Genomic DNA, 26,335 nt, shown 5'->3' with positions numbered 1-26,335 from the left:
CGAATCCTATATCCACGAATCCGGCAGCTACCGTCGCAGCGACCTGTCTCCATGCCCCCGAACCGGCCCGGCCGGGCTGACCTTTTGCTCGTTCCTGGCGTAGTACAGGCCATGGAGAGTCCAGCGAAGCCCTTCGAATGCGCCGGCGAGACCGTCGCACCTGGCGAGCGTGTCCATCTGCGCTACGAGATCTCGGAGACGTATCTGAGCGATTCCGTCACGGTCCCCGTCACGCTCGTCCACGGACGGAATCCGGGGCCGGTCGTCTTCCTCACGGCGGCGCTCCACGGTGACGAGCTGAACGGCGTCGAGGTGGTCCGTCGGGTCGCAGACGAGTTCGGACAGGGGAACCTCCACGGGACGCTGGTGTGCATCCACGTCGCCAACGTCCCGGGCTTCAACGCGCAGGAACGGTACATACCACTCGACGACAGCGACCTGAATCGGTCGTTCCCGGGCGACAGTACCGGCACGGCGGCGGAGCGAATCGCTGCGGCCCTCTACGAGACGTTCATCCGGCGCTGTGACTTCGGTATCGACTTCCACACGTCGACACGGGGCCGAACCAACCTGGTCCACGTCCGCGCTGACCTGCACAGCGGGGTCGACCGACTGGCGCTCTCGTTCGCGGCGAACGTGGTGTTCGACGAACGCGGGCCGCTCGGTTCGCTCCGACGCGTCGCGACGGAGGACGGCATTCCGACCATCACGGTCGAGATGGGAGAGGCGAAGCGGTTCCAGCGCGACCCTATCGAGACGGGCGTCGCCGGGGTCAAGAGCGTGTTCGCAGAGTTCGGACTCCACCCCCAGCGCGACGTCCACTGGCCCGGCTGGCGAGTCATCATCGGCAACACCGACAAGAAGCGCTGGATACGGGCCGACGACGGCGGAATCGTAGAGATGACCGCCGAGAGTGGCTCAGTCGTCGAGGAAGGCGACAGGCTCTGTCGCATCACGAACCCGTTCAACGAGACGCGGATCGTGGTGACCGCCCCGTTCACCGGCCTCGTCGTCGGCGTGCTGGAGAACCCAGTCGTCTATCCGGGCAATCCCATCTGTCACCTGGTGGGCGTCGGTGAAGACACGCGCCGCGCCATCGAGGGATCGAGGCGTCCCTGAGAACTCCCCAGTTACGGGCTGGTGGCCTCGAACCACCGAGCATCCGCTTCCGGTCGGTGAAAGAATGCGGATTCCTTGTGCATCCATGCCAATCAGATGAAGGTATACCCTCGTCCGGGTCCTATACTGTACATGAAGGACCGAAGAGAGGGAATCCCTGACTCGATGATAACCGGCGCAATGCTAGGCACGCTGTTCTTCGCAATCGCGCTCGCGTTCGCTGCAATCGTCGTCCGGGCGGTGTCTCCGGCCCAGGCGACGACGTACACGGTTCTGGCGGGACTCGTGCTGGGGACGCGTTCGAGATCGGCATCTTCGCGCTAACTCGGTGTGAGAAGACGCGGAGGAGAAGGCAGTGGATGAACGCTGCGGTCGGTACTCGTCGGCGGCGCTGACACATCGTTCCGAACGCCCTGAAATGGTACTCAGCCACCATCCGGCGTTCAACTAGCGCTCAGTCCCGACTGTACGACGCGATACGGCCCCAGCTCGACTTCTTGCCCCACAGTCCCGACCGCATGCACTCGCACTCGACTATCTGGGAGTTGTCGACGAACAGGTTCACGTTCGGGCCGAACTGCTTGATGTACCACTCGAACACCTGCGGGTCGGCGGCCTCGAAGACGCAGTTCTCGAAGCCGACTTCGTTCGCTATCTCGAAGGCGACGTCGGTCCGCCAGTCGCGGACCCGTTCGGTGATACCCTCCGACTCGACCATGATCTTGTAGGCGCCGGCGTCGAGATGCCGTTTCGCGGCCGCGATCGCGCTGGCAGGGTCGATGGCGCTCTCGCTCTCGAGTTCTTCGACGCTGGAGGCGCCGCCGGCACCGAACTGTACGTTTATCTCCGGTTTGGCCTTCAGACCGTGGTACTGGACGAGTTCCGTCAGCGCGACCATGTCGTCGGTGTCGATAGCGAGAAAACCCGAGGAGACCTCGACGATATCGAAGCCGAGGTCGGCCGCTTCGGTCACGTAGTCTTCGACGTGGTCGTGGTCCCTGACGAGAACGTTCTCGATGAATCCCCCCGTCGACACCATAACGTCGAACTCGTGACAGATGGAGATGAGTTCGCGGACAGAGTCCTCGGGCATCAGTGCGAACGATCCACCCGAGAACTTGTAGATGTCGACGTAGTGGCCCATCGTCTCGAGGATGTCGCGGAGTTCGCGCGGACCCATCGGGTCGTAGTACGGACCGCGTATCTCGGTTATCCCCCGTTCTCGCGGCTTGTCCGGTCGGTCGTTGACCTGCAGGAAGTCGAAGGCTCGGTTATCGAGCGGCATGTTCCAGACAGTACTTCGACACGACAACATTTATTTATTGTCCAGGGTGTGATTTGTTGGGCGCAACCGAACTGGCCTTCCGGGATAGACCACCAACCCTGTGATTTGGGTTCGTTTAGCGGTCTTCACCTGTTGCACCAGCACCATCATATCACATCTACCCTATATTAGAACAACTGACCGGCTACCTACGGATATAACAGAACTGGAACAGGCCCTCGATTTTCAGTGGAGCAGTTCGAACGCCCGATGGAATGAGATGAGTATCGTCACTATCAACAAGACCAGCAGTGGCATCGGATGGAGTCTGTCCAGTACTTCCGGGACGAACAGGAGATAGGCTCCGAGCCCGGCGGTCACGATACCCGTGAGCAAGAACATCGAACCTCGAATGCGGCCGCGTTCGCGTTCGTCCATGGACAGATATTAACAACGGAACGATATAATTGTTCGACTTCACGACCGCGAGAAAGTGTGTGTCAGATACCCTGAAATCGGGGCGAACGTCGTTCGAAGCACCCCGGACATACCGACGAAGGTACTCCGCACGGACCGACGAACACGCACCAGCACGCGGTTCGGAACATCGAGGCGAAAACGACTCGAATCGACCGGGGGAGAACCGGGTTTCCAGGGGCCGGATGAGTCCAGCCGGATGAGCTGTCACGGCAGGCGAGACGAACCTCATGCGACACTGGCCCCTATTCACTGTGAAAACTCATGGCCACCAACGCGGCGGGGGGACTGGCGGCTAGTACGGTTGAACGACAGCGGCTTCAGCTCGCCGCCGGTATCATCCTCGTCGGCATCGGCGTCTTCGTCGCGGCGATGCCGAGCCTGGCTGGTGGTATCGTCAGGTTCTGGCTCGGTATCGCCTTCCTCGCGGCCAGCGCCGTGATGGCCGGCGAGGCGAGACAGAAGGAGAACCTGCGAGACGGACTCGTGGCGCTCGGCGAGACGACCGGCTACCTGCTCGTCGGGTTCGCACTCCTGACCGTCCCGTTCGGACAGACCAGGTTGGCGACGCTGCTGGCACTGTTGTACGCCGTCACGGGAATCGCTCGGTTCCTGTCCGGGTTCGGGGACGACGTCGCGGAGGCCCGGAACAAGCGGCTCTCGGGTATCGCGCTCGTCACGCTGGCGACGCTCCTCGTTACCGGATGGCCGGGCAACACAGCCTGGGTGTTCGGACTGCTATTCGGCGTCGGGTTCGCAGTCGTCGGCGTCTCGAAGATCGCCGTTGCACTGTCTCCTGCGCGAGAAGAACCCGTCGCTGAGGGCACCTTCGCTGAGGACCAGGTATGAAGGCACAACCCGACACCGACTCTCCGCGGAGTCTTCGGAGAACGGTTCGCGTACTGGACGCCCATGCTGGTCGTCTGTGCTGCGATGGTCATCGTGGTCATCGACACGACGATGATGACCGTCGCGATTCCGAATTGGCTGAACAGTTCCGGGTCGAGAAACGGTTGCATCTGGAGAATCCCGAAGCGTTCCAGCGTGGCCCCGACGAGCCAGACCAGCGTGAGGTCGAACAGCAACAGGAACGGCAACGATGCGTACCGGAGGAACGGGCTCATCTCGCGGTAGTAGTTCGACAGCATCCTGACGAGGTGGAGTTCGTTGCACAGGTCGATGTTGTACTCCGCGAATCGGCTCACGTACCCGGGGGGTCGCCGCCAACTCGGTACTGTGGCTGCTGGAAGGAGGGTTATCTGGATATGTCGCCGGTCTCGCGGAACTGTTCGAACAGCTCCCCGTAGTGTGCGGTGAGCGTTTCGAGCTTCTCGATGTCCTCCAGTCTGGTGAACTCCTAGAGTCCGAAGAGGTCCCCGTTGATGACGAGCCCCGGGTCGTGTTAGAGGAAAGCAGTGCTTTCGGATGGTGGCACAGAAAGAGTGAGGATGAGTGGTAGGTAAGACGTCATACCGAGATGAATCGACCCCAGAGAACATTCGAGAGGTAGACCTGGCCTACCGGCTCGGGGCCGGGTGTTCGTTCCGAGTTCAGTCCCGGATCGGCGTGCCGTCCGGACTGAGGAGCCACCAGACGTCACCGACACCCTGTCCGGTCACGTCACCGGGGTTCTGGTCCCCGACGTAGTAGTAGAGCGGCCACCCTGCGATAGAGACCTGTCTCTCTCCGTCCTCTCTCTCGAACGACGAGAGCGACGCCGAGACGTCACTACCGGCGACCAGTTGCTCGTCCGCCGACCCCGCGAGCAACGGGGGCCAGTTCCCCGCACACGAGTCGTAGCAGGCGCTCTCACCCGAGTCCTTCGTGTCATTGTCGAACATGTAGAGTGACATCCCATCGGCGTCGACGAGGATGCCACCGTACTGCTCTACGGAACGAACCTGCACGAGCGCGTTTTCTCCCGACGGGTCCGTCGTCTCGGTCCCGTCAGTGGTCGTCTCGGTCCCGTCTGTGGTCGTCTCGGTACCGTCGGTGGTCGTCTCGGTACCGTCAGTGGTCGTCTCGGTACCGTCAGTGGTCGTCACGGTGCCGTCGGTGGTCGTCGAAACGTCCGTCTCGGTGCCGTCGGTGGTCGTCGTCTTCTTCGTTGTCGTCGTCGTGGAGTTCCTGACGTTGCCACCGAGACAGCCGGCGGTGCCGAGAGCGATACTGGTACCAACGCCGGCGAGGAGCGTCCTTCTAGTACTTATTTTGACTGTGTCCGATGTCTGAGGTTTGGAGGACTGATTCGGTTCTTCGTTGGGGGAATTTTCATTTCCTGCCATACCAACCTGGAGCGCACATGACAACATAAGTATAAACCAGTTACATGCGCGGTAAAGTCGGATTATTCGCGACGTCCTTCGACAGGTGATGGTGCCACAGGAGGCCGGAGTTCCATCCGGTCAGAGTGGATGGGTTCGCGACTGTTTCTCAGCGGGGCGGTCCCGCACGAATCGTCTCGAGGACGGTTTCGGCATCGTCCCCTAGCTCGGTCGTGAGAATCCACGTCACGCCGAGTTCCTCACAGAACGCGACGTTCTCCGGTCCGGGCATCGACGAGAGACGGGGCACAAGAATCTGACCGGGGGTAGTTGCGATATCGTGGTAGTACTCGAGTGCGGCACGCATCTCCTCTCGCGGCGCACCGGATGCGACCTCACCGTGCGGGCCGGTCCCCTCGGCGACGAGTGACGGGAAGTAGGGCATTATTCCGTCCCAGCGGGCCCCCCGGTGAAACGGTTTCTTGTTCGGCCACCAGCCGCCGGCGAGGATGGGGACCCGGGGCTGCTGGACCGGCGTGGGGTGAACTTCCGCATCGACGAGGGTGAAGTGCTCACCGTCGTAGCTGAACGGCTCGCCGGACCAGAGCCCGGTCACGATATCGAGCGTCTCGTCGAGGATCGCGCCGCGCTCTCTTGCGTCGACGGGCTGTCCGAACGCTTCGTAGTCCTCGGTATTCCCGATGCCGACCCCGAACAGCACCCGTCCGTCCGATAGCTGGTCGAGGGTCGCGACCTCCTGGGCGAGCTGCCAGGGGTGTCGTCGCGGTGCGGGCACGACCCAGGTCCCGAGCGCGATGTCCTGGGTCCGTGCCGCAATTCCAGCGAGGAGCACCCAGGGATCGGGATAGTTCGAGTAGGGGAGCGAATCGCTGACGAACACGCCGTCCCAGCCGGCGGCCTCCGCTTCGACGCCGAACTCAACGAGTCGGTCTATTCCGACCGCAGCACTGTCCGTTAGCCACACCCCGTGTTTCATATCGCATATAAGTGGCTGACGACATATAGTGATGTCTCATGAAGAGACATGGCGACGGTGGGAGGGTCGACCGCGAGAGAAGTCTTACCGAAGCAGCCGTCGAACCGTCCGCCCGTCGACGAACCGTGGCGTTCGACGTCTGTACGAGCGATATTCGGTCCCATAGACCGATGCGAGATGTGGCTCCTCCGCACGGGGCAGGAGCAACACCCAGCCGAAGTGGGCACCCGCGAGGACTGCGACGAGGGCCGAGTTACAAAGCAGGGTAAATCCGACGAGCCCGATCAACATCCCCACGTACTGTGGGTTCCGGCTGTAGGCGTAGGCGCCCTCGGTGTAGAGGTCGCCGGTCACCCCCATCGTCTCGTCTTTCTCCATGGCTCTCGCGCCCGTCACAAAGATTACGATGCCGACGCCTGCGAGGGCCGCGCCGACGACCGGCAGGACGCCGCGTGGAAGCACCCAGGTGTCCCAGTCCAGAATCGCCACGCCAAGCAAGCAGACGTTGAAGACGTTAACGAACGCCCAATGGAGGTAGTACGCCGGCGATTTCTCTCCCGGTGGCCAGAGCCGGCGGTCGGTGAGGAGGGTGACGAGCAAGATGGTGTAGACCCCGCCCGCTGCGAGGCCGCCGACGCCGAAGAGGACGAGCGTCAGTTCGGGGTGGAGCATGCCATTTTCATGTAAGAACCCATAGATGAAGGTCGTTCGGCCTCACGGGTGGGGTAGGTTTTTACTACAGCTGTGACGCATCAATCACTATGCACTATCTGGAAGTTCGGGTGAGCCACACCGAGTCCAGCATTCATCCGATGCACGCGTTCGAGGTCGAGCACGACGACTTCCACGGCTCGGAACTCCGGTACTGGAACCCGTCTCTCGGTGAGACGAACGCTCTGGTGTTCCGGGTGTGGGGCGACGCCGAGGTTTACCGGGACCAGCTGGAACGTCGCGAAGAAGCCCTCGACTTCTCCATCGCCCCCGTCGATTCGGGACTGTTCGACTGCTGTGTGCGCGAGCGACTCACCGCACGGGATGGACCCTACGTCGACGCGTTCGCCCAGGGGACGCTGGTCGTCGTGCCGCCGATCCGCTACAACCAGGACCGGACCGTCGACGTGACGCTCGTGGGCACTTCAGGAGATATCGACGCCGTACTGGAATCTTTTCCAGAATCCGACATGCTCGAGGTTCGTGCCGTCGGACCCTTCCGTAGGCAGGCCGCGGGGCCTGCAGCGTCGCTCACCAGACGGCAGCGAGACGCGCTTCGCGCTGCGGTAGACTGTGGCTACTACGAGTCACCTCGAACCGGCACCGTCGGTGAGGTGGCGGCCGAACTCGGCGTCAGTACGAGCACGGCCGCTGAACATCTCCGGAAAATGGAACGCGAAGTCATGAACCAGGTAGTTGACCGTCCATCATGAACCGGGCAGTGGACAGTCCACCGTGACGGTCACTGGACCGACCGTCGTGTCGAACGCGGCGACCTGCGGGCCTGCAGACAGAATCATGCTGGCGGTGAATCCGCCGATTCGGTGAGAAGCTGGCGAGCAGCTCGTTCGAGTATCTCCATCCCCGTCTCGGCGGCATCGAGTTCGATGAACTCGTCGACGGTGTGCGCCTGTGCCAGGCTCCCCGGCCCCCAGGTGATGGCGGGGATGCCGGCGTCGTTGATGAAGTTGCGGACATCGGTCGACGCCTCGATGCCCCACGGGTCGGTGGAGACATCGGCGACCGCCTTCGTCTGATCGCGGAATACCTCGGCGAGCGGGTGATCGACCGGTATCGCGGCCGACGAGTAGGTCTCGTGGCGTTCCCAACGGGCCGGGATGCCGTGCTCGCGTTCGAGTTCGGCGACGAGTTCCGCGACCTCGGCGTCCACGTCCTCGAGCGACTCGTCCGGGAGGATTCGACGGTCGAGGGTCAACGTCGCCTCGTCGGGGAGGACGGCCTTGTTCGCACCGGCTCCGGCACCCACCTGCGTGACGGTGGCGTACGCCTGGCCACAGAGTGGGTCGGTCCGGTCTCGGAGGCGTGCATCGTACGCGTCGATGGCCGCGAGGACGGGCTGGAACGCCGGGATGGGGTTGTGGCCCTCGTCGGGTCGGCTCGCGTGCGACGGCTCGCCCGGCCACGCTATCTCGTACCACGCCATCCCCTTCTCGCTCGTCGCGACCCGCAGTTCGGTCGGTTCGAGGACGACGCCGTAGTCGCCGTCGAAGCCAGCCTCGAGGAGCGCCTTCGTTCCCGGGTCGCCGGTCTCCTCACCCATCGCAGCGTGAACGACGATGGAGCCGTCGAGTTCGCCCGACTCGACAGCCTCCCGCAGCTCGTACGCCGTTAGCATGGCGATGGCGACGCCGGCTTTCATGTCCACGCTTCCGCGACCGTAGAGGCGACCGTCTTCGACGACGCCGCCGTAGGGGTCGTGGGTCCACTCGTCGGAGTCGCCGGCCGGCACGACGTCGAGATGGCCGTTCAACACGAGCGTCGGTCCGCCCTCGCCGACACGTGCGCCGACCTGTGGCCGCGACGGGTCTGGCTCGTCGACGAGCGTCGCGTCGATACCGTGGTGGACGAACCACTCGTGAACGTACTCGGCGCAGGCTCGCTCGTTCCCCGGCGGGTTCTCGGACTCGATGCGGACGAGTGCCGAGGCGAGCGCGGGTAGCTCGGTCGGGAACTGCGGTGACTCCCCTCCGTGAGCGCTCATCGTCCACCTCTCGGGTCCTGACCAGCCTCGCCAGCGGGCGTGCCGTAGTGGGCCGCGACGTCGTCCAGTGACGGCGTGATGTCGGTCACGGGCCCGACCGCTCGCTTCGCGCCCGCCGTATCCTTCAGTCCGGAGCCGGTCACGACGGTGACGACGGACTCGTCGGCCTCGATGATACCCCGTTCCCGTGCCTTCCGGATACCCGCGACCGGTGCGGCACCTGCCGGTTCGGCGTAGATACCCTCGGTGCGTCCGAGGAGCGTCTCGGCATCGAGGATCTCCTCGTCGGAGACGGTGAGGGCGGTCCCGCCGCTCTCTTCCAGTGCGCGACAGGCCTTCAGCGTGTTCCGTGGCCGCCCGACGGCGACCGCGTCGGCGAGCGTGTCCGCCACGGTGTCGACGTCATCGTGCTCGTGGAAGGCGTCGTGGATGGCGCTCGCACCCTCGGGCTGGACCCCGAGCATCTTCGGCGTGTCGTCGACGAAGTCCAGTTCGGCGAACTCCCTGAGCCCCTTCCAGCAGCCGGCGATGGTACAGCCGTCGCCCATCGAGAAGACGACCCAGTCGGGGATCTCTCCCCGGGTCTGTTCCGCCAGCTCGTGGCCGACCGTCCGTTTGCCCTCGATCTGGAACGGGTTGATGGCGGCGTTCCGGTTGTACCAGCCGTATTCCTGTGTCACCTCGAGACTCAGGTCGTACGCCTCGTCGTAGCTCCCCTCGACGGCGAGGACGTCGGCCCCGTAGACCCTCGGCTGGACGAGCTTCCCCTCCGGCGCGGCAGCCGGAACGAAGATGCGACAGTCGAGGCCACCTCGTGCCGCGTAGCCCGCCAGGGAGGCCGCGGCGTTCCCCGTCGACGCGCAGGTCACGACGTCTCGACCGGCGTAGCGGGCCTTGGTGACTGCGACGCTGGTCGCGCGGTCCTTGAAGCAGCCCGTCGGGTTCACGCCGTCGTTCTTGACGCGAACGTCGACCCCGAGTTCGTCGCCCAGCCGCGGGGCGTCGACCAGGGGCGTCCCACCCTCGTCGAGCGTCACAGGCGTCGCGTCCGTATCCACGGGGAGGAAGTCGCGGTACTTCCACTGGCTCTCGATGTTCCCGTCGAGCTCGGCGTCGAACCGGTCGACGATGACGTCGTAGTCGTACTGAACCTCCAGGATACCGGCTACCCCGTCGTGGTTCGGGCAGGTGTAGACGACCTGTTCCGGGTCGTACGTCTCCCCACACAGCGTACATTCGAGCGTGTCGACGTGGTCGAGCGTCATGTGCGTAGACCACACGAACCACGGGCTTCAGTGTACCCCCGCGAACGACGCGCTCGTCGTCGCACCGCTCGTTCAGGAGAGGTGGGCGGTGACGTCCGTCGAGGAGATCATCCCCACGTAGTCGTCGTCGACGACCGGGAGGTGTTTGATACCGTAGGCGGTCATCATCGCTGCGACCTCCTCCATGTACAGGTCCGGCGACGCGGTCTCGACGTCCGTCGTCATCACGTCAGAGACCTTCAGTTCGCTAATGTCGCGTCCGTCCGCCACGGCATCGAGGACGTCCGTGCTGCTGATGATGGCCCGTGGCGTGTGTGGGGCGACGACCAGGGCGTTGAACTCGTTCTCACGCATCGCCTGGGTGGCTTCCATCACCGTCGCGTCCGGGGAGATCGTTTCGAGCGGCGATGACATCACGTCTTCGACGGTCGGTCTCTCGTTCGAACCCATTGTGTTATGTGTTGACGCATAGCACTTGTAACCACTCTGGGAAGACGACAATACTTGCCTGGTCGAACTCACCGGGGTCGAGTTGCCGATATCGATACCGATTCAAATATATCTGTCACTGGAAACGGGAGACGGACTTCGGTCGCGAAAGCGACGACGGCCGTATATCGGTTACCCCGAACTCTCTGAGAGTGTCCGCCGCAGGAGCGGTGGTGTCATCGCAGATGTCACGACAGCGACCAGCAGCACGACGGTGTACATCCGAGGCGTCAGGATACCCGTCTCGAGTCCGACCGTCGCGATGACGATCTCGATAGCACCGCGGGCGTTCAGGCCGATTCCCATCTCGACCGCCTCCGTTCGGTCGTACCCGAGCCACGACGCCGCCAGGGAGACCCCCCCAATCTTTCCGACGGTCGCGATGACCAGAGTCGCCACCCCGACCACGGCCACGACAGGGTCGAACAACAGCCCGAGGTCGGCGCTCACCCCGGCGATGCCGAAGAACACCGGTGCGAACGCGCCCAGAGTCATCCGTTCGAACATCGCCCGGGCCGTCTCGGGGACACTGCCGGCCCGTGCGAACAGAAGCCCGATTACGAACGCACCGAGCGCTGGTTCGACGCCGATAGCGTGCGTGAGAGCACTTCCACCCACCGCCGCGGCGACAATCACGACGAGGTGGCCACGGGCGTCGTCTTCGGACAGGCGGGAGAGGATCGCATCGATGACGCGCTGGCCGAGGAGGGCGGCTCCAAGCAGAAAGCCCCCGAGCGTAAGTACCACGGTGGCGAGCGCTCCGACGTCGAGTCCGCCGTTGCGGGCCAGTCCAACCACCACGCTCAACAGAAGCCACCCCACTACGTCGGTGTACATCGCTATCGCGACCGTCCGCTGGCCGAACGGGCTGGTATAGCTGTCCAGATCGATCAGGATTCGGACGATCACCGGGATGGCAGAGATACACACCGACGTCGCGAGGAAGAGGGCGAACACCAACCGCGGTGTCTCACCCGTCAGCAGGGAGTTCGGAATGATCAGCCCGAGCGCGAGGCCAAGGACGAACGGGGAGATGAGCCCGGCTGACCCGATGGCGACCACGTCGCGAGCGTGCGACCGGACGAGGTCGACGTCGGTCTCGAGACCAGCCAGCGTGAGTAGAAACACCAGCCCGAGTAACGAAAGTTCGCCCACCAGTGGTGACGCGCCCGTCGGGGCGAGCTGGTCGTAGACCTGTGGCACCAAGTGACCGAGTATCGACGGCCCGAGGACGAATCCCGTTCCGAGCTCGCCGACCACGCGGGTGAGCCCGACTCGCTCAGTTAACGTCCCGAGTCCCCGTGCGACGGCCAGTAGCAGCGCTACGAAAACGACGACCTGCATCGCAGTATGGAGTGGGACGGTCGACGACATCTCAGATTCCTGTTCCGATTATCGAACGGTCGCCCGACTGATAAGGTTCGCTGAACTGCACTGTCTACGTACGGCAGTTTGCAGAAGGGTACGGCGTGACCGGTGTTTTTGCTACTCGGCGACGTATCACGTGACGATGGAGAGCCAGTCCGGCAGGCGGGTACGTGGTGAGACAGCGATGCGGGACCGGTCGAACCCAGACGCAGAGACGCCGTCGACACCAGCCATCGTCGTCGAGGGACTCACCAAGGTCTTCGGGCGCGGTGACGAGGCCATCACCGCGATCGACGACGTCTCGTTCACGGTCGAAGCGGGGTCGGTCGTCGGACTTCTCGGTCCGAACGGCGCCGGCAAGACCACGACCATAAAGTCCATACTCGGGATGGTACTCCCCGATGCCGGCACGGTCCGGATAAACGGCATCGACGTTCACGCCGACCCGCGGCGAGCGTACCGCCACGTGGACGCCATGCTCGAAGGGGCGCGTAACGACTACTGGCGACTGACCGTCCGGGAGAACCTGCGGTACTTCGCGACTATCAGCGGCGTCAAGCCGGATTCGGTGGCCGACCGCCACGAGCGCCTGCTCGAACAGCTCGACCTCGCCGACTACGCCGACACGCCCGTTCGTGAGCTGTCGCGCGGGATGAAGCAGAAGGTGTCGCTGGCGAGCGTCCTGGCAACCGACGCGGACGTGGTCTTCCTCGACGAACCGACGCTCGGCCTGGACGTCGAGAGCTCGTTCAAACTCCGGCGAGAGCTGCGCCGAATCGTCGCCGAGCGCGGTCTGACCGTCGTCGTCTCCAGTCACGACATGGACGTCATCGAGGACGTCTGCGACAGGGTCATCATCATGAGCCAGGGGCGAATCATCGCCGACGATACCGTCGCGACGCTCCTCCGCGGGTTCGAAACGCGAGGCTTCCGCGTGTCGAGTCCGAACGTCGACGATGCCGCGCTCGACGCCATCCACTCGAGTTTCGACGTGACCGACGTCCGCCAGTACGACGGACAGACAGAGATCGAGGTCGCGACCGACTCCGACGGCTTCTACGACCTCGCGGACCTCCTCCGGGTGCACGGTGTCACCATCGACGCGATAGAGACGGTCACGCCCGACCTCGAGGAGGCCTTCCTCGAAATGACGGGCCGGGGCGACAGATGACCCGCGAGTCGGCCGGGCGTGACGCGGCCGGTCCGTCGTCGACGATGGCCACTCGGTCGCAGCCGGCGACATACTGGGACCTGACGAAGGCCGTCCTCTACCGGGAGTACCTCCTGTTCGTCCGCTATCCGGCGAACGCTATCGGCGGCATCGTCATCTCGGTGTTCTTCTTCGGGCTGCTGTTCTACGGCGGGCAGATGGTCGCCGGGCAGGCCCTGGACGACTCCATGGCAGGTATCATCGTCGGCTACTTCCTCTGGACGCTGTCGGTCGGCGCGTACAGTTCGATAGCCAACGACATCGGGAGCGAGGTCCAGTGGGGGACGCTCGAACGTCACTTCATGACGCCGTTCGGCTTCGCCCCCGTCGCGCTCGCGAAGGGCGTCGCCAAGGTGGTCAGGACGTTCCTCACGTCGGCGGTCGTCCTCGCAGTCATGCTCGTCATCACCGGGACACCGTTGCAGTTGAACGTCCTGACCATCGTCCCGGTCGCGAGTCTGGCGGTCGTGTCGGTCCTGGGTCTCGGCTTCGCAGCGGGCGGCATCACGGTCCTGTACAAGCAGGTCGGTAACTGGCTCAATCTCCTGCAGTTCGGGTTCATCCCGCTCATCTCGCTCCCGGCGTTCGGCCTGGGCTGGACGCGGTTGCTCCCGCTGGTCCAGGGGAGCGCGCTCCTCCAGCGAGCGATGGTCGATGGGACCCAACTGTGGGAGTTCCCGCTACTCGACCTGGCGGTACTCGTCGGAACGGCCATCGGGTACGTGCTGGCGGGATACGCGGTGTTCCAGTACACGACCCGCCGTGCACGGCGACTCGGCGTCCTCGGGGACTACTGACGGCTCACTCGCCGGGCTCTGACACCTGCACGACCTGTTTCCCGATGTTGTCGCCGGAGAAGAGGCCGAGGAAAGCGTCCGGTGCCTGCTCCAGGCCGTTCACGACGGTCTCGCGGTGTTCGAGCTCGCCGGCGGCGACCCAGTTCGCCAGCTGTTCGCTGGCCTCGCCGAAGCGCGTGACGTAATCGCTGACGAGGAGGCCCTGCACCCTCGCACGCGGCGCGATGAGCATCGGGAGTTTCCGCGGTCCCGTCGGAACCTCCTCGTCGTTGTAGTGGGCGATCTGTCCGCAGACCGCGACGCGGGCGTCCAGATTCAGCTGCTGGAAGACCGCGTCCGTGATGGGCCCGCCGACGTTGTCGTAGTAGACGTCGACGCCGTCGGGAGCAGCCGCCGACAGTGCCTCGCCGTAGTCGTCGGTCGTCTTGTAGTTGATCGCGGCGTCGAATCCGAGGTCCTCGGTGAGCCACGCCGTCTTCTCGTCGGAGCCGGCGAAGCCGACCACGCGACAGCCGGCCTGCTTCGCTATCTGGCCGACGACGGACCCGACGGCCCCTGCGGCACCCGAGACGACCACCGTGTCACCGGGCTTCGGTTCACCGACCTCGAGGAGGCCGAAGTACGCCGTCCGCCCGGGCATCCCGAGCACGCCGAGATACGCAGGTGGGTCGGCGACGGACGGGTCGACGGGTGCGACGTCGTCGGCATCCAGCCGGCTGTAGTCCGCCCACGTCCCCTCGCCGGTGACGAGATCGCCCTCGTCGAACTGGTCGCTCTGACTCTCGACGACCTCGCCCACGATACCGCCTTTCAGGACGTCGCCGACGTCCCACGGCTCGGCGTACGATTCGCTGTCCCGCATGCGACCCCGCATGTACGGGTCGACGGAGAGGTAGCGCACCCGGACGAGGAGTTCGCCGGGGTTCGGCGACGGCACCTCGTCCTCGCGAAGTTCGAAACAGTCGGCGTCCGGTTCTCCCTCGGGTCGAGCCGCGAGATACCACGCGCGGTTGCTGTCGTCCATACTCGCGTCTCGGGGCGTTCGGTGGAAGGGCCTTCCGCCCGCGGCACCGCTTTCTGCTATGCGCGTTCGCCGTGCCACCGGTCGTCGCAGCTGCGGTCGTACTCATGGTCGCGAGCCTCCGTCGTCGCGGCTGATTCAGCCACCGGGCGAAGCGCTGTACTGCCCTGCGTAGGAGCGGCTACTCACTCGCGGACGGCGGAATACCTATTGCCCTCGAATCGAGAGTCCAGGTATGCGAATCGCACGGCTCGCGACACCGGACGGCCCCGTGGAAGGACGCTACGAGGACGGCGTGATTCACGCGAAAGATGGGGTCTACGAGGTCGGCATCGACGGCCATCTGCTCCCGCCGTGTGACCCCACGGCGCTCTACTGCGTGGGACGAAACTACGCGGAGACGCTCGAACAGATGGAGTACGAACGGCCCGACGAACCGGACTTCTTCATCAAGCCCCGTGTTTCACTGGCGGCGCACGAACAGGAGATACCCTACCCTTCGTTCACCGAGGAGCTGACCTACGCGGGAGAGCTCGCAGCAGTCATCGACCAGCGCTGTCGGAACCTGTCCACCGAGGAGGTCCCCGAGATGGTTCGCGGCTACACCATCATGAACGACCTCGACGGGCTCGACCAGCAGGGTCGGACCGCCCGCAAGGCGTTCGACGGCTCCGGCCCGCTCGGGCCGTGGGTAGAGACGGACGTCGACCCGATGGCCCTCGATATGTGGACCGATGTCGGAGGCGAACGCCGCCAGGAGGCGAACACGAAGCTGATGCTGTTCGACCCGCACGAGATCGTCGCCTACCTCTCGAAGCGGTTCACGTTCCAACCCGGCGACGTCGTCGCGTTCGGCAGCCCCGCGAACCCGGGGCTGGTCGAACCCGGCGAGACGGTGGAGATCCACTACGAGGGCGTCGGCACCCTCCGGAACACCATCGTGGAGTAGGCCAGCGGCGACGTCCGGTCGACGAGCACTCCGGTCGACGAGCACTCCAGTCGACAATCAGGCATATATGCCCGCGTTTCGAGAGAGATGGTACGAATGCCGCGACGAACGTCTCCGCTGCCAGAACCGGCCACGGAACCGGGTGACCGATGACGGAGAGCGACGGGTACCTTGGACCGGCCGCAGCGTTCCAGACGTACGTCGACGAGCCGGAACGGCTCCTCGATTTCGCGACGCGGGCTCCCAGCTCGACCGACCTCGTCGTCACGCCGGAGCAACTCCACCGACGGAATCTCAAACGACGACTCGCTGAGCGGGGCCAGGCCCGGAGTTCGATGCGGTTCGTCCGACCGACGGAAGTCGCCCGAGAACTCCTGCGAGCGTCCGGGCGTCCCACCGACGCCCTCGACCGTGTCGACCGAATCCGGGCACTCGAGACCCTCATCGAGACCGAGCCAGAGACCTTCCAGTCGTTCGAACCCCTGTTCGGGACGGACCTGGTGCCCCATGCCGACGACATCGAGGCAACTCGGAGCGCTATCGACGCGATAACCGGCTACGATAGCACCCGCCTGTCCATTCTCTCGGACCTGCTCGAGGAACTACCCGAATCGGCCATGCGTGACGGGAGCGACCTGCTCGAGGGTGCCCGCGTGGCGGAAGACGCCCTCGCGGCGGGAGACGCTCTGGCGACGACGGAAGGCGCGGCGGTCTCTCGGGACGCGCTCGTTCGGGAGGCGACGGACCTGCTCCAGCGAGCGGGCAGCGACGCGTGGACGCGAGCCTACCGGAATATCGAGCGCCTCCATCTCGCCGGTGTGAGCTCCATCGAAGCCCCGCTTCTCGACCTGCTCGTGGCCATCGATACCGAGACCTCCGTCGACGTCCAACTCTACCTCAGGCCCGGGACCGGCCCACGGCTCGCCGCACGATTTCGAGACGAGCGATACGAGCCTGGAAGCGACTCCTACCCGAACCCACTCACCGTCGACGCGACCGAGCTGGTGGCGACGACGCGCACCGAAGAGGCCCGTCTAGCGGTCGGGGTCGTCGACCGGCTGCTGGCAGCGGGCGTCTCCCCGAGCGACGTCCTCGTCGTCGCCCGCGACGTGGCGACCATCGAGCCCGAGGTTCGCCGTGCCGCCCGGCAGTACGGACGCTCGGTCTCGGTCTGGACGCAGCTCCGGGTCACGGAGACGCTCCCCTACAGACTGGTCGATTCTCTCTGTTCGCTCCTCGAGACGGCGCCCGACGAGGTCGCAGCGGAGACGCTCCTCCGACCGTTGGCCGCCGAGTGGGTCGCCCCCGACGCCTGCGACTGGGAACCGTTACAGGAACCGCTCGATACGTTCCAGCGGGCGCTCTCTGGCTCCGGTCCCCGTTCGCTAGACTGTTGGCGCAAGCTACTGTCCGAGGGGGCGATCGACGAGGACGAGGCCGCACCCCTCGACTCGTTGCTCACGTGGACACGCGAACAGCCGCCGGTCCCGACGCCGGAGGCTGTCGAGGCGACGTTCGAGCCGGTGCTCTCGACCTACCGTGACCGCGTTCTCCCGGCCCACCTCGAGCGGGATACCGACGCACTGACCGAGACCACGGAGACCGCGCGGGCACTCGTCCGCGTCGAGAACCTGGTCTCGGAGGTCGCGTCCAAGTACGCCGAGTGGCTCGACCGGGGCCACACCGACGAGTCATGGGAGTTGGTCCAGTACCTCTTCGAGACGATCGCGACCGTCGAGCCAGGCCGCCGTGAGCACGCGAACGCGGCGGTCATCGACATCGTCGACGCGACCGACACCTGGCTGCGTGAGGCACCGTACGTCGTCGCGGTCGGCCTCGTCGACGGTGAGTGGCCCCAGACGCCGACCGGCATCCTCCCGGTCGAACTCCGGGACCGCATCCTCGCGGGGGAGACGGCCCCGGTCCGTGCACTCGCCCCCCTGGAGCGGTGGACCGAAGCCCGCGAGTACGACCACTTCGCGGATGCGGTGTCGACGGCGACGGAGCATCTCGTCTTGACGCGCCACCAGCGCGACGCGGACGGGGCGAGGACGACTCGCTCGACGTTCCTCGACTCGATATCGCCGGAGTGTGCGAGTTGGAAGGCCGCGGCAGACCCAGCCGGTCAGGAACTACGGCTCCCGGAAGAGTTGGCAGCGACGCTTCCAATTGGGACGGGACGTCCAGATGGGGTGGAGCGATGAGCGAACATGAGGTGAAACGATGAACGGAAAGGAGGCGGAACGATGAATGGAGAGGAGGTGAAACGATGAGCGAGGAGGAGCCGTCGGCGACTGAAGCATCCGACTCCGACGACGAGTTCGTCCGGTTGGACGGCGCACAGAAGCGGGTGCGGGACGCGTTCTTCGATGCCGACTCGGGGCTGTTCGTCCAGACGTCGGACCCCGGTTCGGGCAAGTCGACGACGTCCGAGTTCATCGCTGCCGAGTACCTCGCCAGAAAGCACGCAGACGACGCCCCGGCCCCGGAGGAGACGCTGGCGGTCGTCTCGTTCAGCCGTGACGACGCGGCCGCCATCGCGCCGGGTATCGCCGACGCCCTCGGAACCTTGGCGCGTGACCCCGAGTGCGACCTCGCGCTCACCGAGGCGGACGCCCGGGAGCTCGGGCGGCGGGTCCAGCGGGCCAGCAACATCGGGACCGTCGACAGCGTCCTGCGCGACCTCTTCACGGCGATCGCTCGGGAGGTCGGCTTCGATGAGGTCCCATCCGTCGGAGAGACCGCCGACCTCAGGAACGTCCGCGCGGCGTGTCTCGAGGAACTCCGCCGGGACGACCGGTATGCGGCGCGACTCGACCGCCTCCGTCGAGCCTACCCCGGTGACGGCCGGTACCGACCCGACGCCGGGGCGCTCCTGACACGGGCGCAACTCGCCTGCCGCGAACGACAGCTATCCGTACCCGAGTTCCGCTCGCGACTGGAGAGGGTCGTCGACGAGACGTACCCGACTGGTAGACCGACCTCGTTCGCTGATGTTCGCTCGGCCGTCGAGCGGTTCGTCGGCGACGATGCGGCGACCGAGTACGAACGGCACCTCAGCCGGGTCGAGCGGGACGACACCGTCGCGGCTGACGGCGAGCTCTACGACGCATGGACGACCGCGGTCGACGACCTCTGCGTCCTGCTCGAACGGTACATCGAGGTCTACGACGAGGTGGCCCGTCGCGAAGCCGTCGCCTCGCACCTCGATGCCGCCCACTGGGTGGCCCGGTTCTTCGCGGACGACGCGTTCGAGGGTGACTTCCGCGAGCGGTTGCGCACCCGCTACATCGACCGACTCTCCGTCGTCATCGTCGACGAGGGGCAGGACGTCTCCACGGTCCAGGCGGACGCCCTGGCGCCGCTCGTCGACGAGGACACGAGGGTCCTGCTCGTGGGGGACAGCAAACAGCTCATCTACCTCTGGCGGAACGCTCAGCCCGAACTGTTCCAGACTGCTATCGACGACGGCCGGTACTTCGGCATCGACTGGGAGACCCACGTCGTCGAACACGAACAGCGGACACGGCGGTGTCGGCCGGGTATCGCTCGCGCCGTCGACGCGGTGTTCGCGGACGTGTTCACCGACCCTTCCCGCGGGGCAGATAGCACGGTATCGGGACCGTACCGGTCCCTCGCTCCGACCCGTGAGGCGACCGGAGAGCCGAACGTCCACGTCGCCTCGTTCGCGTCGACCGCCGACTCGGGCAGCCCAGCCTACGTTAGACCCGACAAGGGCGTCGGCGAGGCCGATGCCCTCGCTTCCTGCATCGGGACCCTTCACGAGGACGGAACCGTCTCGACCGGGTCCGACGTCGAGCCGGTGACGGTCCTGTTCCACCGTCGTACCCACATCGAGGACTACACTGTGGCGTTCGAGCAGGCGGGCCTCGCAGTTGGGAACGCGACCGACCCCCTGTTCGCACACCCTGCCGTTCAACTCGTCGTCGAGGTGTGCCAGCTTCTCACCGAGCCGGACTTCGACGACGGGCTCCGCGACCTGCTCGCTGGGTCCGGACGTGAACCACGGTCGGTGCTCGCGGAGACCGGCGTCCCCGGTGTGCTCGAGCTGTTCGACTACCGCGTTCGGTCCGTCGCCGAGAGACAGACGCCGGACAGGCCGGTGGTCGACGTCGTGGAGGGGCTCGGCCGACTCGCGAGCCGCCGAGCTCAGTTGACCGCCGGGCCGGTGACCGCCGCGGTCGAAGCGGTGGTCGACGAGCTCCAGCTCCGGGCGGACCCCCTCGACCTGAGCGATGACGACGCGAGGCTGCGCACTGCTATCGATGCGCTCCTCGCACACGTCACGCAGCTAGCTGCTCGGCCGGACCTCACGTTCGACGACCTGGTCGACATCCTCGAGCGGCTTCGCGCCGACCCGAAGGACGGTCCCACGCTCCCGCTCGCCGACGAGCGCTCGTACGACGTGGTCTTCAAGACCATCTTCCAGATGAAAGGCGGCGAAGCCGACGTCGTCGCTCTCGGAGACATCGGCGGCCACGTCGGGAAGATGGGTCCGCACGCGGATACGTTCAGTGCACTGGGCGCTGCGGTCGCCCTCGCGCCACCGGGCATCGACGCCGCGGCCACGACCCCGGCACTCCCGGGGTTCGAGTACGGCCTCTTCGACGTCGACCGCGACCCCTGGGACCTGGACGCGGGGCTCCGCTGGGCCAGCCAACGGTGGGCCACCGACGGCCGTCTCGCCGGGTCACCACCGCTCTCCGAACTCGCCCACGCCCACCGCGGCGGACGGTGGCGGCTGCTCTACGTCGCGATGACGAGGGCTCGCGAGCACCTCGTCGTCCCCCTTCCGGCGAGCCGTGACGAGCCCGACCCACGCGATAGCTGGGTCGACACGCTCCGTGCTGGGTTCGAGTTCGACGGTGCAGGACCGGAGCGCTACGACTGCCACGCGCCCGGCGGCGAGCGCTTCCAGGTCCGCGTCCATCCAACGCTCGCCAGATCCACCGGGGAACCCACGACCCGCACTCACGATTCCGCTGTGCTCGCCCCGGATGACGAGACCGATGGCTGGACGCCGCGGTTCGTCAACCCGAGCACCCTCTACCCGCTTCTGACCAACCCCGACGAACACGTCCTGGACCATCTGCAGAGTCGAGCACTCCACTCCGAACACGAGGGCGTCGACGACCGGCTCGCACTCACGTTCGAGACGATGGGGCCCGAAGACGTCGGTACCGTGGCTCACGACGTTGTCGCGACAGCGATACGGAACCGAGAGAGCGTCTCGACGGAAACGGTTCGTCTGTGCGAGGGGCCGCTGGCGGACCGCCTCGACCGCTCTCTGGACGAACTCGCGGGGATTCATCCTGACGAGTCCGACAAGCTCGCCACCTTCGTCCGGGAGACCATCTGTCCGCAGTTCGCGGAGTCGCCTCTGTGGGAACGCGTTCAGAACGCGAACAGGGTCTACGTGGAGGAACCCGTCGACATGCTCGTCCGTGTCGACGGGGTCGACCTGGAGATACAGGGACACGCCGACGTCGTCCTCGAGCACCCGAACGGGAACTGGGAGACCCACGAGCTCAAGGTCGTCCTGCAACAGCCGGAGGAAGCGACGGTAAAGCGGTACGAGCTCCAGGCGCAGTGGTACGCGTGGGGACTCGCTCGGCAGCTGGGTAGTGAGACGTCGGTCACCACCTCCATCACGCAGCTGGGAATCGACCAGCAGACGGAGACGGTGCACTGGAGCGAGACGAATCTGCGCGCAAAACTATCGGCGGTTCGGAATCTATTCTGAGTAGGCCCACACGATTAAATTATTACTACGTTCCAAGTACTATGTCATTCAGATAATTTTGAACCTATAGAAGGACTGCAGCTACTGTTTCTGACCTTCTCAGAGAGTACAAAATTACAAAAATTAGTATATAGTTTATTTTGGTCGGGCGGTACCCGTCGCCGGACCCAACCATCCGTTACAGACATATTTCTGTAACATAGTTCGGCATCACTCCTATTCCGTCCACGGCACGAACTACACGAGTCAGATAGGGATTCCACAGTGAGTTTACATCGCTATAAGGGGAGCTCGAACGGCGAGGAGGTTCGAGTACACCCTCCATTTCGAGATAGTCGGAATCTGCGCCCATCCAGTGTCCACGAGTACCGTGCTAGAGAGCCCCAAACACCATCCGTTACGACTATCTCGAAGCAGAGGTGGAGCGCCTGCGTTTCCGGAGAATTCGGGAAGCTGATCGAACGGCCGATACACTCTATCATTCCGATATAGACGGAACAATTATGAGGAACGCGGGGGAGCTATACGTATGCCTTCGAAGCCGCTCAAGTCGCTCGTGCGTGCCAACCGCATCCTGGAGAAGCTCGTGGAGATGAAGGCAGCGACGGTCGGCGACCTCGCCGACGAGTTCGACACACCATTGAGCACGATGTACGAGTACGTCAACACCCTCGAGACGATAAACTACATCACGAAGCAGACGGACGGACGCTACCGGGTCAGCTCGTCGTTCCTCGAGGTCGGCAACCGGGTCAGACAGAATCACGAGATATACAGAACGGCCGAACCGGAGCTCCGTCGACTGGCCGAACAGACCGGGGAGTTCGCGGGACTGATGATCGAAGAGAACAATCTCGGTGTACTCCTGTCGATGAAGAAGGGAGAGAAGGTGAAGCGGCTGCAGGTCAGCCGTACCTACCCAGGGGTGAAGTCCAGACTCAACACGACAGCGTACGGCAAGGCGATACTAGCCCAGCTACCGGATAGCGAGATACGTGACATCGTCGAGCAGTACGGGCTCTACCCGAAGACCGGGAACACCATAACGGAGGTCGAACCGCTCTTAGAAGAGATAGACGGCGTTCGTGAGCGAGGATACGCGTTCGACGACGAGGAGTGCTTCGAGGGAATGCGCGGAATCGGTGTCCCCATCACGAGCCGGTCGGACGACGTACTTGCGGGCATCGCCCTGTACGGTCCGCCGACCAGGTTGAACGACGAGGTGTTCTTCGACGAGTATCCTCCCGTCGTACAGGAGTACGCGAACATCATACGAGGAAATCACGAGTACTCGTGAGCACTGCTTCCGTCACCATGACCGTTGTCGGTGTCTGCCGTCCGGGATAACTTGAGGAGGAACTCGACCGTGACCGTTGACCGGATCGACCACTGAGTGTTATGATGTAGTAATCGATACTATTAATACTGTGTTGTATGTCATCATTTAACGTAGCATGGCAAATTATACCTTGGACACAGAGGATGGGAGGGTGGAAGCGCTCCGTCGAATGCTGCTGATCCGGGAGTTCGACACCCGTGCGGGACAGTACTTCGCCGACGGCGAGATTCCCGGGTTCGTTCACCTGTACATCGGGGAGGAAGCGGTCGCGACCGGGACGTGCGCTGCACTGGAGCCGGACGACTACATCACCAGCACACACAGGGGACACGGACACTGTATCGCGAAGGGGCTGGACCCGGACCTGATGATGGCGGAACTGTTCGGCAAGGAGACAGGCTACTGTAAGGGAAAGGGTGGCTCGATGCACATCGCGGACGTCGACGCAGGGATGCTCGGTGCCAACGGCATCGTCGGCGCTGGGCCGCCGCTGGCAGCAGGCGCTGCGCTCTCGATCGACTACCAGGACCGCGATCAGATCGCGCTCGCTTTCTTCGGCGACGGTGCCACCGCTCAGGGCCAGGTACACGAGGCCATCAACATGGCCGCGACGTGGGACCTGCCGGCTATCTTCCTCATCGAGAACAACCAGTACGGAGAGGCCACGCCGGTCGACAAGCAGCACAACGTCAAAAACCTGAGTGACACCGCGGGCGCGTACGACATCCCCGGCATCACCGTCGACGGCATGGACGTCACAGCCGTCTTCGAGGCCGTAACCGAGGCCCGAAAGCGAGCACGGGCGGGAGATGGTCCGACGCTCATCGAAGCCGAGACCTACCGGTACCACGGCCACTACGAGGGCGACGAACAGAACTACCGAACCGACGAGGAGGTCCAGCAGTGGAAGGAACGAGATCCGATAGACTCCTTCAGACAGCGACTCATCGACCGCGGTGAGATCACGGAGGAGGAGTTCGAGGAGCTGGAGGCAGAGGTCGAGGCGACCATCGCAGACGCGGTCGAGTTCGCACAGGAGTCCGACCTGCCCGCACCCGAGGAAGCATACGACGACATGTTCGACGAGTCAGTACCCGAGATAGAGAAGTTCGCGAACCGCCTCCGCACCGATGGCGGGACGAACGGAGGTGATTCCCGATGAGCGTTCACGCAGACCTCGAGACGATGGAGACCGAGCGGATGACCGTCCGTGAATCCATCCGGCTCGCGCTACGCGAGGAGCTCCGCAGGGACGAGGACGTCTACGTGATGGGCGAAGACGTCGGCGCGTTCGGTGGCGTCCTCGAGGTGACCGGTGACCTCATCGACGAGTTCGGTGAGGAACGGCTCCGCGACACACCCATCGCCGAGGCCGGATTCGTGGGCGCGGCGACAGGGGCTGCCGCGACGGGAACCCGACCGGTCGTCGAGCTCATGTTCTCCGACTTCATGGGCGTCTCGATGGAGCAGATAATGAACCAGATGGCGAAGATGCGGTACATGTTCGGCGGGAAGACCGAGATGCCCGTCACCGTCCGCACCACCGAGGGCGGTGGCATGGGCGCTGCCAGCCAGCACTCCGGGACGGTCCACGCCTGGATCGCACAGTTCCCCGGGCTGAAGGCGGTGGCTCCGGGAACCCCCGCGGCGGCAAAGGGGCTGACGAAGGCCGCCATCCGGTCGAACGACCCCGTATTCGTCTTCGAGAACAAGATGATATACGAGCAGAAGGGCGAGGTCCCGGTCGACGACGACTTCGTCATCCCGATCGGCGAGGCAGCGGTCGAGCGGGAGGGTGAAGACGTCACAGTCGTCGCTACCCAGCGACTCGTCGGCGAGGCGCTCGACGTTGCGGACGGGCTGGAGGGCGACGTCAGCGTCGAGGTCATCGACCCACGGTCGCTGTATCCGCTCGACACGGAGACCATCGTCGAGAGTCTCCGGAAGACCGGCCGCATGGTGGTCGCCGACGAGAGTCCGCTCTCCTACGGTGTCCAGGCCGAGATCGTCGCGCGGGCCCAGGAGGAGGCGTTCTTCAGTCTCGACGCGCCCATCCAGCGGATCGGCACGCCCGACACGCACATCCCGTTCAGCCCACCGCTCGAGCAGGAGGTACTCCCGGGCGGCGACGACATCGAGACCGCGATCAGGCACATTACGTGAACTGACGTGGCACACGTTGGACTAATCGTCAATCCATCGGCCGGCCGCGACATCCGCCGCCTCACCGGCGGCGCGAGCGTCGTCGACAACTACGCGAAACGACGCGTCGCCGAGTGTGTCCTGCACGGGCTGACGCTGGTCGGCGAGACGCCCAGCGTCGAGGTGATGCCGGACAAGGTAGGTATCGCCTCGCACGCCATCGAGGAAGCACCCACGGGCATGGACGTCGAGCTGGTGGAGATGTCTATCCAGGAATCGGCCGCGGACACGCGGCAGGCAGCGGCGCACTTTCGCGAGGTCGCGGACGTCGTCGTCGTCCTCGGTGGCGACGGAACGAGCCGAGACGCGGCGCTCGAACTCGGCGACGTTCCGCTCCTGGCAGTCTCGACGGGGACGAACAACGTCGTTCCGACGCCCGTCGACGGGACCATCGCCGGCGCGGCCGCCGGCGTGGTCGCTACCGGCGTGGTCGAATCCGATGCCGCGACATACCGTCACGGCCGTATCGAAGTCCACGCCGACGACGTCTCCGGGGAGAAGACGCTGTCCGGGTTGGCGACGGTCGGCATCACCGACCGGCCGTTCGTCGGAACCAGGGCCGTCATCGACCCATCGGAGCTCCTCGGCGGCGTGGTCTCTCGCGCCCATCCCGCCGAGATCGGGCTGACCAGTGTCGCAGGCTGTATCGAGCCACAGGCGCCCGATGCCCCCGGTGGCGTCGCACTGGGACTTGCGGACCCCGAGCGAACGTCGCGTTCGGTGCGTGCCATCCTCGCACCGGGGATGGCGACGACCGTCGGTATCGAAGAGTACCAGCGCCTCGACTGGGGCGAGACGGCGACGTTCGACGTGACGAACGGCGTCATCGGCGCGGACGGTGAACGCGAGCTCGAACTCACCGATGCGACCGTCACGATGACGCTCGAAGCCGACGGCCCACGTCTCGTCGACGTGCATTCCACGCTCGAAGCGGCTCCGGAGGGCGGTGCGCTGGTTCGAGGCGGTCTGCCGTTCCGGGAGTAGCGCCTTCGTTCGATTTTTCGTTCCATATTCGCTTTTCTGTCAGTCGTTTCTCTGCACCCATGGGATGCTCGAGACTCACCCTCAGAGAACGTCTACATCCGCCATCAAGGTCA

The 26,335-nt window shown here is 64.7% G+C and carries 24 protein-coding genes; 14 read left to right on the top strand and 10 right to left on the bottom strand.

Annotation, left to right across the window (positions count from 1 at the left end; genetic code table 11):
- Positions 1–111: 111 nt before the first annotated feature.
- Positions 112–1,119 carry a succinylglutamate desuccinylase/aspartoacylase family protein gene (locus ACSC1Y_RS16005; RefSeq protein ID WP_435335947.1) on the top strand — a complete coding sequence of 336 codons (1,008 nt, stop codon included), beginning with the start codon at positions 112–114 and terminating at the stop codon, positions 1,117–1,119.
- 132 nt (positions 1,120–1,251) lie between these two features.
- Positions 1,252–1,443 carry a hypothetical protein gene (locus tag ACSC1Y_RS16000; protein ID WP_435335946.1) on the top strand — a complete coding sequence of 64 codons (192 nt, stop codon included), beginning with the start codon at positions 1,252–1,254 and terminating at the stop codon, positions 1,441–1,443.
- Positions 1,444–1,573: 130 nt separating this feature from the next.
- On the opposite strand, the gene ACSC1Y_RS15995 is transcribed toward ACSC1Y_RS16000, so the two are convergent.
- Together ACSC1Y_RS15995 and ACSC1Y_RS15990 are read right to left on the bottom strand one after the other, a co-directional pair.
- Positions 1,574–2,404 (bottom strand): phosphosulfolactate synthase, encoded by an 831-nt coding sequence (locus ACSC1Y_RS15995; protein ID WP_435335945.1) that lies wholly within the window; start codon positions 2,402–2,404, stop codon positions 1,574–1,576.
- Positions 2,405–2,629: 225 nt separating this feature from the next.
- A complete protein-coding gene (locus ACSC1Y_RS15990) occupies positions 2,630–2,821 on the bottom strand; it encodes a hypothetical protein (RefSeq protein ID WP_435335944.1) in 192 nt (63 codons plus the stop codon).
- A 303-nt stretch (positions 2,822–3,124) separates the two neighbouring features.
- Between ACSC1Y_RS15990 and ACSC1Y_RS15985 the strand changes: the two genes are divergently transcribed.
- Positions 3,125–3,709 (top strand): hypothetical protein, encoded by a 585-nt coding sequence (locus ACSC1Y_RS15985; protein WP_435335943.1) that lies wholly within the window; start codon positions 3,125–3,127, stop codon positions 3,707–3,709.
- Between the two features lie 701 nt (positions 3,710–4,410).
- On the opposite strand, the gene ACSC1Y_RS15980 is transcribed toward ACSC1Y_RS15985, so the two are convergent.
- Positions 4,411–4,905 (bottom strand): COG4315 family predicted lipoprotein, encoded by a 495-nt coding sequence (locus ACSC1Y_RS15980; RefSeq protein WP_435335942.1) that lies wholly within the window; start codon positions 4,903–4,905, stop codon positions 4,411–4,413.
- Between ACSC1Y_RS15980 and ACSC1Y_RS15975 the strand changes: the two genes are divergently transcribed.
- Entirely contained in the window at positions 4,895–5,092 is a 198-nt protein-coding gene (locus ACSC1Y_RS15975) for a hypothetical protein (protein WP_435335941.1), read from the top strand. The two genes, ACSC1Y_RS15980 and ACSC1Y_RS15975, sit on opposite strands and share 11 nt — an antisense overlap.
- A gap of 201 nt (positions 5,093–5,293) precedes the next feature.
- On the opposite strand, the gene ACSC1Y_RS15970 is transcribed toward ACSC1Y_RS15975, so the two are convergent.
- Together ACSC1Y_RS15970 and ACSC1Y_RS15965 are read right to left on the bottom strand one after the other, a co-directional pair.
- Positions 5,294–6,121: an LLM class flavin-dependent oxidoreductase gene (locus ACSC1Y_RS15970; protein WP_435335940.1), complete on the bottom strand. Its 828-nt coding sequence runs from the start codon at positions 6,119–6,121 to the stop codon at positions 5,294–5,296.
- An 84-nt stretch (positions 6,122–6,205) separates the two neighbouring features.
- Positions 6,206–6,793 (bottom strand): methyltransferase family protein, encoded by a 588-nt coding sequence (locus tag ACSC1Y_RS15965; protein WP_435335939.1) that lies wholly within the window; start codon positions 6,791–6,793, stop codon positions 6,206–6,208.
- Between the two features lie 89 nt (positions 6,794–6,882).
- Between ACSC1Y_RS15965 and ACSC1Y_RS15960 the strand changes: the two genes are divergently transcribed.
- The gene (locus ACSC1Y_RS15960; protein WP_435335938.1) at positions 6,883–7,545 is read left to right on the top strand and encodes a helix-turn-helix domain-containing protein; all 663 of its coding nucleotides are present in this window, start codon (positions 6,883–6,885) and stop codon (positions 7,543–7,545) included.
- An 83-nt stretch (positions 7,546–7,628) separates the two neighbouring features.
- Here the strand turns inward: ACSC1Y_RS15960 and ACSC1Y_RS15955 are convergent, their stop codons facing one another.
- The 4 genes from ACSC1Y_RS15955 to ACSC1Y_RS15940 all read right to left on the bottom strand — a co-directional run bounded on the left by ACSC1Y_RS15955 (position 7,629) and on the right by ACSC1Y_RS15940 (position 11,932).
- Positions 7,629–8,834, bottom strand: a complete 1,206-nt coding sequence (locus tag ACSC1Y_RS15955; RefSeq protein ID WP_435335937.1) for a M20 family metallopeptidase — start codon at positions 8,832–8,834, stop codon at positions 7,629–7,631.
- Positions 8,831–10,099 (bottom strand): threonine synthase, encoded by a 1,269-nt coding sequence (gene thrC / locus ACSC1Y_RS15950; protein ID WP_435335936.1) that lies wholly within the window; start codon positions 10,097–10,099, stop codon positions 8,831–8,833. The genes ACSC1Y_RS15955 and thrC overlap by 4 nt, the downstream gene beginning before the upstream one ends.
- A gap of 72 nt (positions 10,100–10,171) precedes the next feature.
- Positions 10,172–10,549, bottom strand: a complete 378-nt coding sequence (locus tag ACSC1Y_RS15945; RefSeq protein ID WP_435335935.1) for a CBS domain-containing protein — start codon at positions 10,547–10,549, stop codon at positions 10,172–10,174.
- 171 nt (positions 10,550–10,720) lie between these two features.
- A complete protein-coding gene (locus ACSC1Y_RS15940) occupies positions 10,721–11,932 on the bottom strand; it encodes a cation:proton antiporter (protein WP_435335934.1) in 1,212 nt (403 codons plus the stop codon).
- 166 nt (positions 11,933–12,098) lie between these two features.
- Here ACSC1Y_RS15940 and ACSC1Y_RS15935 point away from each other — a divergent pair, with 166 nt between their 5' ends.
- Together ACSC1Y_RS15935 and ACSC1Y_RS15930 are read left to right on the top strand one after the other, a co-directional pair.
- Positions 12,099–13,127, top strand: coding sequence for an ABC transporter ATP-binding protein (locus tag ACSC1Y_RS15935; RefSeq protein WP_435335933.1), 1,029 nt, complete (start codon positions 12,099–12,101; stop codon positions 13,125–13,127).
- Between the two features lie 44 nt (positions 13,128–13,171).
- Positions 13,172–13,963 (top strand): ABC transporter permease, encoded by a 792-nt coding sequence (locus ACSC1Y_RS15930; RefSeq protein WP_435335962.1) that lies wholly within the window; start codon positions 13,172–13,174, stop codon positions 13,961–13,963.
- A 4-nt stretch (positions 13,964–13,967) separates the two neighbouring features.
- Here the strand turns inward: ACSC1Y_RS15930 and ACSC1Y_RS15925 are convergent, their stop codons facing one another.
- The gene (locus ACSC1Y_RS15925; protein WP_435335932.1) at positions 13,968–14,987 is read right to left on the bottom strand and encodes an NADP-dependent oxidoreductase; all 1,020 of its coding nucleotides are present in this window, start codon (positions 14,985–14,987) and stop codon (positions 13,968–13,970) included.
- 232 nt (positions 14,988–15,219) lie between these two features.
- Between ACSC1Y_RS15925 and ACSC1Y_RS15920 the strand changes: the two genes are divergently transcribed.
- From ACSC1Y_RS15920 to ACSC1Y_RS15890, 7 genes are all read left to right on the top strand, one after another.
- Positions 15,220–15,933, top strand: coding sequence for a fumarylacetoacetate hydrolase family protein (locus ACSC1Y_RS15920; protein WP_435335931.1), 714 nt, complete (start codon positions 15,220–15,222; stop codon positions 15,931–15,933).
- Between the two features lie 149 nt (positions 15,934–16,082).
- Positions 16,083–18,137 carry a hypothetical protein gene (locus ACSC1Y_RS15915; protein ID WP_435335930.1) on the top strand — a complete coding sequence of 685 codons (2,055 nt, stop codon included), beginning with the start codon at positions 16,083–16,085 and terminating at the stop codon, positions 18,135–18,137.
- A gap of 65 nt (positions 18,138–18,202) precedes the next feature.
- Positions 18,203–21,697: a UvrD-helicase domain-containing protein gene (locus ACSC1Y_RS15910; RefSeq protein WP_435335929.1), complete on the top strand. Its 3,495-nt coding sequence runs from the start codon at positions 18,203–18,205 to the stop codon at positions 21,695–21,697.
- A gap of 529 nt (positions 21,698–22,226) precedes the next feature.
- Positions 22,227–22,994: an IclR family transcriptional regulator gene (locus ACSC1Y_RS15905; RefSeq protein WP_435335928.1), complete on the top strand. Its 768-nt coding sequence runs from the start codon at positions 22,227–22,229 to the stop codon at positions 22,992–22,994.
- A gap of 157 nt (positions 22,995–23,151) precedes the next feature.
- Entirely contained in the window at positions 23,152–24,198 is a 1,047-nt protein-coding gene (locus tag ACSC1Y_RS15900) for a thiamine pyrophosphate-dependent dehydrogenase E1 component subunit alpha (protein ID WP_435335927.1), read from the top strand.
- On the top strand, positions 24,195–25,199 hold the full coding sequence (locus tag ACSC1Y_RS15895; RefSeq protein WP_435335926.1) for an alpha-ketoacid dehydrogenase subunit beta: 1,005 nt from the start codon (positions 24,195–24,197) through the stop codon (positions 25,197–25,199). Before ACSC1Y_RS15900 ends, ACSC1Y_RS15895 begins: the two co-directional genes overlap by 4 nt.
- A gap of 6 nt (positions 25,200–25,205) precedes the next feature.
- Positions 25,206–26,222 carry an NAD(+)/NADH kinase gene (locus ACSC1Y_RS15890; RefSeq protein WP_435335925.1) on the top strand — a complete coding sequence of 339 codons (1,017 nt, stop codon included), beginning with the start codon at positions 25,206–25,208 and terminating at the stop codon, positions 26,220–26,222.
- The last annotated feature ends 113 nt before the right edge of the window (positions 26,223–26,335 follow it).

It is taken from the genome of Haloarchaeobius lipolyticus (assembly GCF_051208015.1).
In the GTDB taxonomy this organism is placed as follows: Archaea; Halobacteriota; Halobacteria; order Halobacteriales; family Natrialbaceae; genus Haloarchaeobius.
The sequence above is the reverse complement of the archived record's forward strand: the minus strand, read 5'-3'. Positions and strand labels throughout refer to the sequence as shown.

Coding starts and splice junctions, on each gene's coding strand:
- ACSC1Y_RS16005 (WP_435335947.1), top strand. CDS start 112: ATGGAGAGTCCAGCGAAGCCCTTCGAATGCGCCGGCGAGACCGTCGCA.
- ACSC1Y_RS16000 (WP_435335946.1), top strand. CDS start 1,252: ATGAAGGACCGAAGAGAGGGAATCCCTGACTCGATGATAACCGGCGCA.
- ACSC1Y_RS15995 (WP_435335945.1), bottom strand. CDS start 2,404: ATGCCGCTCGATAACCGAGCCTTCGACTTCCTGCAGGTCAACGACCGA.
- ACSC1Y_RS15990 (WP_435335944.1), bottom strand. CDS start 2,821: ATGGACGAACGCGAACGCGGCCGCATTCGAGGTTCGATGTTCTTGCTC.
- ACSC1Y_RS15985 (WP_435335943.1), top strand. CDS start 3,125: ATGGCCACCAACGCGGCGGGGGGACTGGCGGCTAGTACGGTTGAACGA.
- ACSC1Y_RS15970 (WP_435335940.1), bottom strand. CDS start 6,121: ATGAAACACGGGGTGTGGCTAACGGACAGTGCTGCGGTCGGAATAGAC.
- ACSC1Y_RS15965 (WP_435335939.1), bottom strand. CDS start 6,793: ATGCTCCACCCCGAACTGACGCTCGTCCTCTTCGGCGTCGGCGGCCTC.
- ACSC1Y_RS15960 (WP_435335938.1), top strand. CDS start 6,883: ATGCACTATCTGGAAGTTCGGGTGAGCCACACCGAGTCCAGCATTCAT.
- ACSC1Y_RS15955 (WP_435335937.1), bottom strand. CDS start 8,834: ATGAGCGCTCACGGAGGGGAGTCACCGCAGTTCCCGACCGAGCTACCC.
- thrC (WP_435335936.1), bottom strand. CDS start 10,099: ATGACGCTCGACCACGTCGACACGCTCGAATGTACGCTGTGTGGGGAG.
- ACSC1Y_RS15945 (WP_435335935.1), bottom strand. CDS start 10,549: ATGGGTTCGAACGAGAGACCGACCGTCGAAGACGTGATGTCATCGCCG.
- ACSC1Y_RS15940 (WP_435335934.1), bottom strand. CDS start 11,932: ATGCAGGTCGTCGTTTTCGTAGCGCTGCTACTGGCCGTCGCACGGGGA.
- ACSC1Y_RS15935 (WP_435335933.1), top strand. CDS start 12,099: ATGGAGAGCCAGTCCGGCAGGCGGGTACGTGGTGAGACAGCGATGCGG.
- ACSC1Y_RS15930 (WP_435335962.1), top strand. CDS start 13,172: ATGGCCACTCGGTCGCAGCCGGCGACATACTGGGACCTGACGAAGGCC.
- ACSC1Y_RS15925 (WP_435335932.1), bottom strand. CDS start 14,987: ATGGACGACAGCAACCGCGCGTGGTATCTCGCGGCTCGACCCGAGGGA.
- ACSC1Y_RS15920 (WP_435335931.1), top strand. CDS start 15,220: ATGCGAATCGCACGGCTCGCGACACCGGACGGCCCCGTGGAAGGACGC.
- ACSC1Y_RS15915 (WP_435335930.1), top strand. CDS start 16,083: ATGACGGAGAGCGACGGGTACCTTGGACCGGCCGCAGCGTTCCAGACG.
- ACSC1Y_RS15910 (WP_435335929.1), top strand. CDS start 18,203: ATGAGCGAGGAGGAGCCGTCGGCGACTGAAGCATCCGACTCCGACGAC.
- ACSC1Y_RS15905 (WP_435335928.1), top strand. CDS start 22,227: ATGCCTTCGAAGCCGCTCAAGTCGCTCGTGCGTGCCAACCGCATCCTG.
- ACSC1Y_RS15900 (WP_435335927.1), top strand. CDS start 23,152: ATGGCAAATTATACCTTGGACACAGAGGATGGGAGGGTGGAAGCGCTC.
- ACSC1Y_RS15895 (WP_435335926.1), top strand. CDS start 24,195: ATGAGCGTTCACGCAGACCTCGAGACGATGGAGACCGAGCGGATGACC.